This is a genomic window from Streptococcus orisasini (assembly GCF_001431045.1).
Taxonomy (GTDB): Bacteria; Bacillota; Bacilli; order Lactobacillales; family Streptococcaceae; genus Streptococcus; species Streptococcus orisasini.
Genome location: NZ_BCLE01000033.1, coordinates 41,438 through 53,781 on the forward strand (window position 1 = coordinate 41,438; position 12,344 = coordinate 53,781).

At 42.2% G+C, this 12,344-nt stretch carries 10 protein-coding genes and 1 pseudogene; 10 read left to right on the plus strand and 1 reads right to left on the minus strand.

What is annotated here, in order from left to right:
- Positions 1–267 precede the first annotated feature (267 nt).
- Entirely contained in the window at positions 268–1,971 is a 1,704-nt protein-coding gene (locus SCSH_RS07400; protein WP_057491248.1) for a zinc ribbon domain-containing protein, read from the plus strand.
- A gap of 202 nt (positions 1,972–2,173) precedes the next feature.
- Here SCSH_RS07400 and SCSH_RS07405 read toward each other — a convergent pair whose 3' ends face one another.
- Entirely contained in the window at positions 2,174–3,040 is an 867-nt protein-coding gene (locus SCSH_RS07405) for an RluA family pseudouridine synthase (RefSeq protein ID WP_057491249.1), read from the minus strand.
- Positions 3,041–3,200: 160 nt separating this feature from the next.
- Between SCSH_RS07405 and pbp2a the strand changes: the two are divergent.
- The 9 genes and pseudogenes from pbp2a to SCSH_RS07445 form a co-directional block, all read left to right on the plus strand.
- A pseudogene (pbp2a, locus tag SCSH_RS07410) lies at positions 3,201–5,357 on the plus strand (penicillin-binding protein PBP2A); the annotation flags it as partial.
- 50 nt (positions 5,358–5,407) lie between these two features.
- Positions 5,408–5,560, plus strand: a complete 153-nt coding sequence (gene rpmG / locus SCSH_RS10930) for a 50S ribosomal protein L33 (protein WP_003086794.1) — start codon at positions 5,408–5,410, stop codon at positions 5,558–5,560.
- 11 nt (positions 5,561–5,571) lie between these two features.
- On the plus strand, positions 5,572–5,748 hold the full coding sequence (gene secE / locus SCSH_RS07415) for a preprotein translocase subunit SecE (protein WP_057491251.1): 177 nt from the start codon (positions 5,572–5,574) through the stop codon (positions 5,746–5,748).
- A gap of 216 nt (positions 5,749–5,964) precedes the next feature.
- Positions 5,965–6,504 carry a transcription termination/antitermination protein NusG gene (gene nusG / locus SCSH_RS07420; protein ID WP_057491252.1) on the plus strand — a complete coding sequence of 180 codons (540 nt, stop codon included), beginning with the start codon at positions 5,965–5,967 and terminating at the stop codon, positions 6,502–6,504.
- 182 nt (positions 6,505–6,686) lie between these two features.
- Positions 6,687–7,529: a patatin-like phospholipase family protein gene (locus SCSH_RS07425; RefSeq protein WP_057491253.1), complete on the plus strand. Its 843-nt coding sequence runs from the start codon at positions 6,687–6,689 to the stop codon at positions 7,527–7,529.
- Positions 7,530–7,621: 92 nt separating this feature from the next.
- Positions 7,622–8,080 (plus strand): ferritin-like domain-containing protein, encoded by a 459-nt coding sequence (locus SCSH_RS07430; RefSeq protein ID WP_057491254.1) that lies wholly within the window; start codon positions 7,622–7,624, stop codon positions 8,078–8,080.
- A gap of 205 nt (positions 8,081–8,285) precedes the next feature.
- Entirely contained in the window at positions 8,286–10,787 is a 2,502-nt protein-coding gene (gene leuS, locus SCSH_RS07435) for a leucine--tRNA ligase (RefSeq protein WP_057491255.1), read from the plus strand.
- Between the two features lie 243 nt (positions 10,788–11,030).
- Positions 11,031–11,834, plus strand: a complete 804-nt coding sequence (locus SCSH_RS07440) for a transporter substrate-binding domain-containing protein (protein ID WP_057491256.1) — start codon at positions 11,031–11,033, stop codon at positions 11,832–11,834.
- The coding region (locus SCSH_RS07445) for an amidohydrolase (protein WP_152972538.1) at positions 11,827–12,344 on the plus strand (518 nt) is incomplete at its 3' end. The genes SCSH_RS07440 and SCSH_RS07445, both read left to right, overlap by 8 nt.

Genomic DNA, 12,344 nt, shown 5'->3' on the forward strand with positions numbered 1-12,344 from the left:
AGTCAGCCATTAAAGGCAGAAAATCTCATTATGTTCATCCAAAAACAGTTGATTTTGATTGTTTTGTTATCATTTTGTTATAATTTAAAAAAAGAAAAAAAGTATAATGCGAGAACAGCCTAAAAGTCTAATTCCTGGATGGCATCCGCTTAGAGGCTGACGCTAATCTGCCTGATGTTCTTTTATCATAGAAGAACAAATAAGAGTTAAGGGCTGATAACAGTCGGTCGAAGCGCAGTCAGTGCTTTTAATAATGAGGAGTAAAAGATGGAGAATTTTAAGAAAAAGTGGCAGCTAGTCATTCAAAAGGTAAAAGAGCTGCTGGGGCCGCTTTTTGAAAGAATGAAAAAGGAAGGCAAAAAACTGCTTCAAAGAAAGCCCATACGTACAACTCTCGTGATTATTGGGGTTCTTTTAGTCATCTTTGGCTTGTGGGGAAGTTTTCATTATTCCAAAACAGCTACGCTGGACCGCTATATTAAGGCTCGAAGCGCTTCGGGCAATACCTTTGAAAACATCAAGGAATATATGGTCTGGGATGATACCAATGAGCTGATTACCAATGATGAAGCTCAGTATACCAAGTTTGCTCGCCTGAAAACAAAAGCTGACCAGCGCAGTTTGCGACGAAAACTTTTGATGGCTGGTGCATCTGACACACTTTACCTTAAACGTATAAAGCAGCGGTTCTTCTTTTTTCCAGACTATCGCTTAGCAATGAAGCCGCTCAAATTAAAGCTAAAAACAAATGTCTCAAATCTAGATGTCCTTTTGAATGATAAGAAGGTTGCTACCAGCGATTCTGATCAGTATCAGCTGACTCTTAAGCATTTGCCGGTAGGTGATTATCGGTTTACTCTTAATGGTTTGCATAATGGAAAGGAGGTCGAGTTCAGCAAAGATTATGATGGTAAGCATAAGACGGTTGACATGACTTTGGCCTTTAAGAACTTTACAGTCAAAAGCAATCTCAAAAATGGTGACCTTTATTTCGGCAGGAAAAAGATTTCTTCTCTTTCAAATGGTGAGTATGCTGTTAGTGATTATCCTGTCATGGGAACAAAATCTGTCTATGTCAAAAAGTCCTTTTCGGACGGGGAAATAAAATCTAAGAAGCACTCGCTTTTGGATATCGCAGATGGCAGTACCCTTCAGCTGGATGTTCCAAATCAGCTGGATGAAGAGACTGCTCAAAAACTACTTAACTCTGCTTTTGAGAAGTTCTCTGTCTATGCTACCAGCGGACAGGATCCTACGGATTTAGCGCCTCTTTTTGAAAAGGGAACAGACAATCATTTTTACAATGCCTTGAAGGGCAGTCTCAAACAAAAAATGGTAACTGAAAACCGGAAACCTTCCAGTTTTGCGGTTATCTCTGTCAATTTAAATGATTTGCGTCAAACAGGCGTAAAAACCTATGATTTATCTTATGAAGTTGCTTATGATTATTACTATGATGAGGCGACAGATCCGGAAAAGAAAACATCAGGACACCTCATTCAAAATCTTACTGGTCAGGTTAGAGTGAAAAAGACCGCTGCAGATTATATTATGACCAAGTCAGTCAGCGGACCGACAGTTGTCAGCGAAGATAATCAAGTAAAAAGTCCAACACCGCTGCCGGAAGATCTGATAGGAACTTGGGAGACCAAGGAAGACGATAAGACAGTGACCATGACCTTCTCAGAAGATGGAACCGTGACGAAAAAGACTGACTATAAGGACGATAAGAAAGAAGATACGACGAGAACTGCCAAGGTTGAAAAAACTGAAAAGACCTCAGATGGCACGTACCGCTATTACTATCAATCCGGTGATAAGGCAGCCTTTACGGTTTTAGATGATATCGGTGCTAATGATCAATATACCTATGGTGTAAAAATCAATGGCAGCAGCATTACAACTGTTTACTGGGAAACAGGTGACACCAGCGGTTCTCCTAAAACCGGCATTAGTTTGAGTAAAAAATAAGAAAAAGCATCTTTCTACACTGCATTTTTAAATGGGACGAAAAACTGATAACTAAAACGAGAGTAGGACATTTAATTTTTGTCCTACTCTCGTTTTGCTAGCTGTGAAAGTTTTTTGAGTGATTAGGAAATAGTCATGCATGCTTATGACTTACTTAGATTAAAGGGATAAGAAGCAAGGGTTTGTCTGCGTTCGAAAAATTTTATCTAGGCAGCCCTTTTTCAAAAGTAGCTGAATTGGCTTCAATTTTAATTTCTTCAAGTGTTAAGGGATGTGTAAACCTTAATTGATGGGCATGCAGCATGAGCCTGCTGGCAGTTTTCCTACTGTAAAGAGGGTCTCCTATCAGAGGATAGCCGTGGTAAGCCAGGTGAACACGAATTTGATGGGTGCGGCCGGTCTGGAGCTGGCACTTGATGAGGCTGGTATTATTGGAGAAATGCTTTAAGAGTGAAACATGGGTGATGGCTGTTTGACCGTGCTTTTGATCCACCAGCCGTTTACGTCGGTCATGGCGGTCGCGTCCGATTTTTTCCCTAAAAACAGCTGTTTTTTGGGGAAGCTGTCCTTCTGCCAAGGCCCAATACTCACGCTGAATGTGTTTGTTTTCCAGCAACCGATTGATGATAGGCAGGATAAAGGGATTCTTAGCAAACAGGACAGCTCCGCTGGTTTCCTTATCAAGCCGATGTACAACATAGCAGGTCTGTCCTGCATAGCTGGACACATGGTTTAAAAGGGCGATTTCCTTGGGTTCATTGCCATGTACTTTCATTCCTTCGGGTTTATTGACGATAATCAGGTGCTCGTCTTCATAAAGGCAGTCTACCAAGTCCTTGTTTCCCGTGGGAATAGTCTTGACTGGATAATCATCGTCATCAAAGATTAACTCAATCAGGTCTCCCTTATTAACAAGACTCTGCCAATTGATATTTTGGCCATTAATAAAAACATGTTTCTTGGTTCTTAGAAAGTGTCTGATTTTCCTTGGAATCAGCAAATGCTCTTCTAAAAGCTCCTTAACAGTCCCTTTAGGATAGGGATTGGTAATTTTTACGGTAAAAGTCATAATTTTATTATATCATTTTCACCAAAATTGATATAATAGGGACATGAGTATATTAGATTTGTTAAAAAAGAAATTTTTTCCCAAACAATATGAGGCTGAACAAGAACGCCGCAAAGCGGAAGCTGCTGCTCGAATAAAGGAAGAGCAGGAAGAGTCAAATGACAGCCGTTACCATCGCAGTTACGGCCAAAAGGCGGATGATAATAAGTTTAGTGCTTTTCTAAGCAAGATTGGTCTGGCAAAAAATGGCTTGGTACGCAGATACTGGCGCCGTTATCATGTCGGAAAAATTCTGCTGATTGCCTTTGGAACCTTAGTGCTTTTGACGGGCTCTTATCTTTTTTATCTTGCCAAAACGACCAATGTTTCTAATTTGCAGCAGGCTTTGAAAGCAACGACAGTCATTTATGACAAGAATGAAAAGCAGGCTGGCACTCTTTACGGCCAAAAGGGGACTTATGTCGAGCTGGATGCAATTTCGGACGATTTGGAAAATGCGGTTATTGCGACAGAAGATAGAAGCTTTTACGAAAACAGCGGTATTAATTACAAGCGGATGCTGCTGGCTGTCGTTACTTTAGGCTATTATGGCGGCGGTTCAACCATTACCCAGCAGTTGGCTAAGAATGCCTTTTTGACACAGGAGCAGACCGTTAAAAGAAAGGCGCGGGAGTTTTTTCTGGCTCTGGAACTGACGAAAAAGTACAGTAAAAAAGAGATTCTGACCATGTACCTTAATAATGCCTATTTTGGCAATGGTGTCTGGGGTATTGAAGATGCCAGCCAAAAGTATTTTGGGACAACAGCTGCTCAGCTGACCCTCGATGAGGCTGCTACTCTGGCAGGTATGCTTAAAGGACCTGGAATCTATAATCCCCTTTATTCGATTGAAAATGCAACCAACCGGCGCGATACTGTCTTGCAGAATATGGTGGCTGCCGGAAAGATTTCCCAAAATCAGGCGAATGAAGCGCAAAGTGTCGGTATGGGCAACCGCCTGAATGATACCTATGTGGCTAAAACAGATGACTATCAGTATCCGTCTTATTTTGATGCTGTCATAAGTGAAGCCAGCTCTGTCTATGGAATCAGTGAAAAAGATATTGTCAATAATGGCTATAAAATTTATACAGAGTTAGACCAGAACTACCAGACTGGTATGCAGCAGACCTTTGATGAAGAAAGTCTCTTCCCTGTTTCGCCTTATGATAATACCAGCGCTCAGGCTGCCAGTGTGGCTCTTGATCCCAAAACCGGCGGTGTCAGAGGCTTAGTTGGTCGAGTTAACAGTACCAAAGATGTAACCTTCAGAAGTTACAATTATGCTACCCAGTCTAACAGAAGCCCAGGTTCAACTATTAAGCCTTTGACAGTTTATTCTCCAGCGGTTGCAGCGGGCTGGTCTGTGGATAAACTTTTGCCCAATAGATCCAGAGATTTTGATGGTTATAAACCGAATAACTATGGCAATATTGAAACGGAAGATGTGCCTATGTATCAGGCTTTGGCTAATTCTTACAATATTCCTGCTGTTTACACGCTCGATGAGTTAGGGATTAATAAGGCCTTCGCCTATGGCAAGAAGTTTGGTTTAAATATGGACGATGCCAAGAGGGAATTGGGTGTTGCCTTGGGAGGCAGCGTTACGACTAATCCACTTGAAATGGCTCAGGCTTATGCGGCCTTTGCTAATGGCGGCGTTATGCCGACAGCCCATCTTATTACCCGGATTGAGACTGCTAGCGGTGAAATTTTGAAGAAATTTACACCGAATGATAAACGTGTCCTCAGTAAGTCTGTGGCGGATAAAATGACCAGTATGATGCTGGGCACCTTTTCTAACGGTACTGGAGTTAATGCTAATGTCTACGGTTATACCTTAGCAGGTAAAACGGGGACAACAGAAACCAATTTTGATGCCAACCTTGCCAGTGACCAGTGGGTTATCGGCTATACACCGGATGTTGTCATCAGCCAGTGGTTAGGCTTTAATAAGACGGATGAAAAGCACTACCTGAGTGATTCCAGTTCGGGGACGGCTTCAAATATTTTCAGCACCCAGGCCAGCTATATCCTGCCTTATACGAAAGGTACGGAATTTAAAGTTGATAATGCTTATTTCCAAGACGGCATTAAATCAACCTATGACCCAGAAGATGCTTCAGATGCAACCAATGCAGACTCTCAAGACATTATTGACAGCATTCGAGAAAAGGCTAAAAATGCTACAGATTCCATTAAGAAGCAAGTGGATGATGCCAATTTGGTAGATAAGGCCAAGAGCCTTTGGGACAAGGTCGTCAATTATTTTGAGTAACTTGCAAGAATAATTGAACCATGTTAAAATAGAAAAGCTATGGAGGCATTATGGCACAGAAAAAAGCAAGTCTAGCTTGTGTGGAATGCGGGTCGCGCAACTATTCTATCGGAGTGAGCAGCAATCCTAAACCTAATCGGCTGGAAGTGAATAAGTTTTGTAAACATTGTAAGAAATACACACTGCACAAAGAAACACGTTAGGAGAAAGAACGATGAAATTTATCGGAGGCGTTTTTTCGGTTCTGAAAAATACTACTTGGCCAACGCGCAAGCAGGCTTGGCATGATTTTATTTCAATTATTGAGTATTCAGCATTTTTTACCCTGGTTATCTTTTTATTTGATAAGCTGCTGAACCTTGGTTTAACAGATTTGTTGAGTCGTTTTTAACCAGAGGAAAGGTAGCTATTTTGAGCAGAAGATACAGTGAGTTTTTCGACTACTGAAAGCTTTAACTGTTCAATTGGTGGAAAGCGGGATTGCTTGTTTGTGTCCCGCTTTTGCTGTCGGAAATGCAAAAAAGTCTATCGTTTTTGACACTTTTATGGTATAATATAGCAAAAGTTCCAAAAGCCGCATAGGCTTTTTTATAATGGAGGAAATAAGATGTTAGATTCATTTGATAAGGGCTGGTTTGTTTTACAGACTTATTCAGGCTATGAAAACAAAGTAAAAGAAAACCTTCTGCAGCGGGCACAGACTTACAATATGATGGATAATATCCTGCGCGTGGAAATTCCCACACAGACTGTCAATGTTGAAAAGAATGGGAAAACCAAAGAAATTGAAGAAAATCGTTTTCCAGGCTATGTTTTGGTTGAAATGGTCATGACAGACGAAGCTTGGTTTGTTGTACGTAACACCCCAAATGTTACCGGCTTTGTCGGTTCGCACGGGAACCGTTCTAAACCAACACCGCTGCTTGAAGAGGAAATTCGTTCGATTCTTCTGTCAATGGGACAAACTGTTGATGTTATTGATACCAACATCAAAGAAGGCGATGTGGTTCAAATTATTGACGGTGCCTTTATGGGACAGGAAGGCCGTGTTGTCGAAATTGAAAACAATAAGGTCAAAATCATGATTAACATGTTTGGCGCTGAAACACAGGCAGAGCTGGAATTGTATCAAATTGCAGAACTATAAACACAATGAGGCTGAAACGCTTGTAGCTTGCAACCCCAGAGGTTAGACAAAAATCTAACGGCTGGGGTGTTTTTTTATTTAGTTATGAGAGCTCTTGTGTGCAAAAATCGGTTCTGGTTTCCCGCATTTTCGGCGAGCTTTTGCTATAATAAGGACAATTGATTGGTGAAAGAAGGGATAAAATGTCTGTCGGTTTGGTTTTAGAAGGCGGCGGTATGCGCGGTCTGTACACGGCTGGTGTGCTGGATGCCTTTTTAGATGCAAAGATTAAGGTTGATGGCATTGTTGCAGTATCTGCAGGTGCTCTTTTTGGGGTTAATTATGTGTCAGGCCAGCGCGGCCGTGCCCTGCGTTACAATAAAAAATATATCTCTTACCCTAATTATATGGGGTTGCGCAGCTGGCTGACAACCGGCAATGTGGTTAATAAGGACTTCACTTATTATAAAATTCCCATGGAGTTAGATGTTTTTGATGAAGAGGCTTTTGAGAAAGTGAACATTCCTTTTTATGCAGTAGCGACAAATATAGAAACTGGCAAACCCGACTATATCCAAATTACAAATGTCTTTAAACAAATGGAAGCTCTTCGGGCCAGCTCGGCTCTTCCTGTGGCTTCTAAAATCGTCGAATGGGAGGGCAAAAAGTATCTGGACGGCGGGCTGTCTGACTCTATTCCGGTTGATTTTGCCAGAAGTTTGGGCTTTGATAAGCTGATTGTGGTCTTAACACGGCCTATTAATTATCGCAAAAAAACGTCCAGTGGCCGAATATATAAGCTGCTCTATCGCAAATACCCAAATTTTGTTAAGGTAGCTTCGAGGCGTCCTGAGCACTACAATGCGACAGTTGAGCATATCATTAACCTAGAAAAAGACAGGGAACTCTTTGCTCTTCGTCCCAGCCGTGCGGTTGAGATTGGCCGTCTGGAGAAAAATCCTGAAAAATTTGAAGAGATATACCAGCTAGGCCTGGCTGACGCTGAACAACGGATGCTTGCTCTGAAGACCTATTTAGCAGATTAAACAAGGCAGAAAAAACAAAAGTTGATTTCAAAAAATAAAGTGATAGAATTTAAAAAGTAAGGTGTATATGGTTAATTTGAAAGGAGTTCCTTATGTCGAAAGAAACAATTGCATATTTACAAAATCTTGTAACAGCAATGAATACGCAGGCAACCCATCATCAGATGCAAGCTAGAATTTTTGGGGCACTCGGCTTTAGTAAGTTAGAAACAAAATATGATGGCCACGCAGAAGAAGAACGTGATTTTATGAATCAATTCATTAATCGTATTTTGGATTTGGGCGGAGAACTGAAGATGGAAGCAGGGGAAGCAGAACCGCTTTTTCAAAACCCAATTGATTATTTGAAGCACGATCTCGACGTTTCAAGAGAAGGGCTGGCTGCCTTAAAAGCGAACGGTCTTTTTGAAGATTTTAAAACAGACTATGCCACTTATGATCTTTTGAAAGCTTACTACAAAGATGAAGAGGAAGATATGCTTTGGACAGAGGCCCAGCTTGATTTGATTGAGCTGATTGGGGCACAAAACTGGCTGACACAGCAGTTATAAAAAGCAGAATAGTGAAGAATCAGTTCTAATATCCAAAGTGAATTTACCCATTGCAGATGTTATTGAACGACTGCAGCTGCTTACTGAGGCAGAGCTGCCTTACTTAGGACTATCAGCCGAAAAGGCGGAGAAGGGACTCTTTCCGCCTTTTTTCTTTATCTATTTCATGCTATAATAATACCGATATTATTTTTTGGAGAATACTATGGTTTACTATAATCACAAAGCAATTGAAAAAAAATGGCAGACTTTTTGGGCTGAAAATCATACATTTAAGACTGGAACGGATGCCTCAAAACCTAACTTTTATGCACTGGATATGTTTCCTTATCCATCAGGAGCAGGGCTCCATGTAGGTCACCCGGAAGGCTATACGGCGACTGATATTCTCAGCCGCTTCAAAAGAGCTCAGGGCTATAATGTCCTGCATCCAATGGGTTGGGATGCTTTTGGCCTGCCTGCTGAGCAGTATGCTATGGATACAGGCCATGACCCTGCTGAATTTACGGCTAAAAATATTGAAACCTTTAAGCGGCAAATCAATTCGCTCGGTTTTTCTTATGATTGGGACCGTGAAGTCAATACAACGGATCCTAATTACTACAAGTGGACGCAGTGGATTTTCACCAAACTTTATGAAAAGGGTTTGGCCTATGAAGCCGAAGTCCCTGTCAACTGGGTAGAAGAGCTGGGCACAGCCATTGCCAACGAAGAAGTCCTGCCTGATGGGACATCAGAGCGCGGCGGTTATCCTGTTGTCCGCAAACCTATGCGCCAATGGATGCTCAAAATCACAGCCTATGCAGAACGTTTGCTGGCAGACTTGGAAGACCTTGACTGGCCTGAGTCTATCAAGGATATGCAGCGCAACTGGATTGGCAAGTCAACCGGTGCCAATGTGACCTTTAAGATTAAGGATACAGACAAAGACTTTACAGTCTTTACGACCCGTCCTGACACGCTGTTTGGGGCAACTTATGCTGTTTTAGCACCAGAACATGACTTGGTGGATGTTATTACAAGTCCAGAGCAGGCAGAAGCTGTTGCTGAATACAAGCGTGCAGCCAGTCTTAAATCGGATCTTGCCAGAACCGACCTTGCCAAGGAAAAGACCGGTGTTTGGACAGGTGCCTATGCTATCAATCCTGTCAATGGCAAAGAAATTCCTATCTGGATTGCTGACTATGTGCTTGCCAGCTACGGAACTGGTGCCATCATGGCTGTTCCGGCTCACGATGATCGCGACTGGGAATTCGCTAAACAGTTTGGCTTAGATATTATTCCGGTTCTTGAAGGAGGAGACGTTACCGAAGCGGCCTTTACAGAGGACGGAATTCATATTAATTCCGAGTTTTTAGACGGTCTTGACAAGGCTGCTGCTATTGATAAGATAGTCGAATGGCTGGAAGATCAGGGTGTGGGCAATAAGAAAGTATCTTACCGCCTGCGTGACTGGCTCTTTAGCCGCCAGCGCTACTGGGGTGAGCCGATTCCGATTATTCACTGGGAAGACGGGACTTCAACAGCTGTTCCAGAAAATGAACTGCCCCTTGTTTTGCCGGTGACAAAAGACATTCGTCCGTCAGGTACAGGTGAGTCGCCGCTGGCTAATTTGACAGACTGGCTGGAAGTCACTCGCGAAGACGGTGTCAAAGGCCGCCGTGAAACCAATACCATGCCGCAGTGGGCAGGCTCAAGCTGGTACTTCCTGCGCTATGTTGATCCGCACAATGACCAAAAACTGGCTGATGAAGACTTGCTTAAACAGTGGCTGCCGGTTGATATTTATGTCGGCGGTGCCGAACATGCCGTACTTCACTTGCTTTATGCTCGTTTCTGGCATAAATTCCTCTATGATATTGGTGTTGTACCAACCAAGGAACCTTTCCAAAAGCTCTTTAACCAAGGCATGATTTTGGGAACTAGCTATCGTGACCACCGTGGTGCACTTGTCGCAACGGATAAAGTTGAGAAACGTGATGGTTCCTTCTTTAATATTGAAACGGGAGAAGAGCTGGAACAAGCGCCGGCCAAGATGTCTAAATCCCTCAAAAATGTTGTTAATCCAGATGATGTGGTTGAGCAGTACGGTGCTGATACCCTGCGTGTTTATGAGATGTTTATGGGACCGCTTGATGCATCTATTGCTTGGAGTGAAGAAGGACTTGAAGGCTCACGTAAGTTCCTTGACCGCGTTTACCGCCTTCTGACCTCAAAGGAAATTGTCACTAAAAATAATGGCAGCTTAGACAAGGTTTATAACGAAGCGGTTAAAACAGTGACTGAGCATATCGAAGCTATGCGCTTTAATACGGCCATCTCTCAGCTGATGATCTTTGTCAATGCTGCTAATAAGGAAAACGAACTCTTCCTTGACTATGCCAAAGGTTTTGTTCAGTTGTTAGCGCCGTTTGCTCCACATTTGGCTGAGGAGCTCTGGCAAAGGCTGACACAAAGCGGAGAATCCATTTCCTATGTAGCTTGGCCAACTTATGACGCCAGCAAATTGGTTGAAGATGACGTTGAAATTGTCCTTCAAATCAAAGGAAAAGTTCGTGCCAAAGCTGTTGTTCCTAAGGATTCCAGCCGTGAAGAGCTTGAAAAGATTGCTCTTGCCAACGATAAAATTCAAGCTGAAATTGCAGGAAAAGATATTGTAAAAGTGATTGCGGTACCAAATAAATTGGTCAACATTGTTGTCAAATAAAATTAAATCATAAAAAGACTGACTTTGGGGCAGCCTGCTTACGTACAGATGCCATTTGAGTTCAGTCTTTTTGTTTGCCAACTAACTTTGGGCTCTGTCTTCATCATTTAAAGGTAATTTTGTGCAATTCCTATGCAATGTCTTGCTTAAGGTGATAGTCAGCAACTATCTCTCTGATAAAAAATTTCTATTATCCAAAGAGCTGTTTAAGTGTTAAGATAAAGTTATTTTTAGGAGGGTTTTATGAAAAAAGCAATTGCACTGCTGTTAATAGTAATCTGTACTTGTGCAGCTCTAGGGATTCCAGCTGCAGCTGATGCTAAAAAAGTTACTGTTGCTACAGCAGGGGATGTCAGACCTTTTGCTTATGAAAATCAGGGCAAGCTGACTGGCTATGATATTGAAGTCATTAAAGCTGCTAAAAAATTTATCAAAGGCTATCAGATTACTTTTACAAAGACAAGCTGGAAAAGTATCTTTGCAGGCTTAGACAGCGGTCGCTATCAAATGGCTGCCAACAATTTAAGCTATACTAAGGAGCGTGGAGCTAAATATTTGTACTCGCTGCCGATTGCTAAGAATCCTTTGGTACTGGCTGTTCCTAAGTACTCAGACATCAATTCTTTGGAGGATATTGGCGGCAAAACAACTCAGGATGATACAGGAACGTCAACAGCAAAATTAGTCGAGGACTGGAATAAAAAGCATTCTCAGAAACCTTCAAAAATTGCCTATTCAGGAGAAGATGCAACTAAGCGTATGATGGATTTAGAGGCTGGAGAATTTGATTATTTAATATTTGACAAGGTTTCTGTGGAAACTGTTATCAAGCAGAAAGGACTGCGTTTGAAGACCATTGAACTTAAGACAGACGACAACCCCAACAATTACATTGTCTTTTCAAATGACAGTAAAAATTTACAAAAACAGTTTAATCGTGCTTTGAAGAGGCTCTGGCGCACTGGCCGTCTCAAGGATTTAAGTCAAAAATATTTGGGCGGTGTTTATTTGCCGGACAAAAAGGAATGGGAGAAAGCAAATGACTAAAGATTTTTATGACAAACTGGCTGCAATTCGCCATGAAATTCATCAGCATCCAGAAATTTCCGAGCGGGAAGTTGAAACAACAGCTTACTTAAAAAAGAAAATTTCAGATCTGGGCATTCGAATTTTAGACAGTCAGCTGCCAACAGGCTTGATAGCTGAGATTGGTCAGGGGCAGCCCATCATTGCTCTGCGTGCTGATATTGATGCTCTTCCGATTAAGGAAAAAACGGGACTTGCCTATGCCAGTCAGAACGAGGCGATGCATGCCTGCGGTCATGATTTTCATCAGACCAGTCTTTTGGGAGCGGCAGAATTGCTTAAACAGCGGGAGGCTGAGCTTTCGGGAACTGTCAGACTGATTTTTCAGCCGGCTGAAGAGAATTTTCAAGGCGGACATCAGGTGATTGCTGCAGGCGGTCTTGAGGATGTTTCAGCCATCATCGGCTACCATAATAATCCTCATTTAAAGCCGGGACAGCTGGGCCTGCGTTCGGGGGCGATAATGGCTGG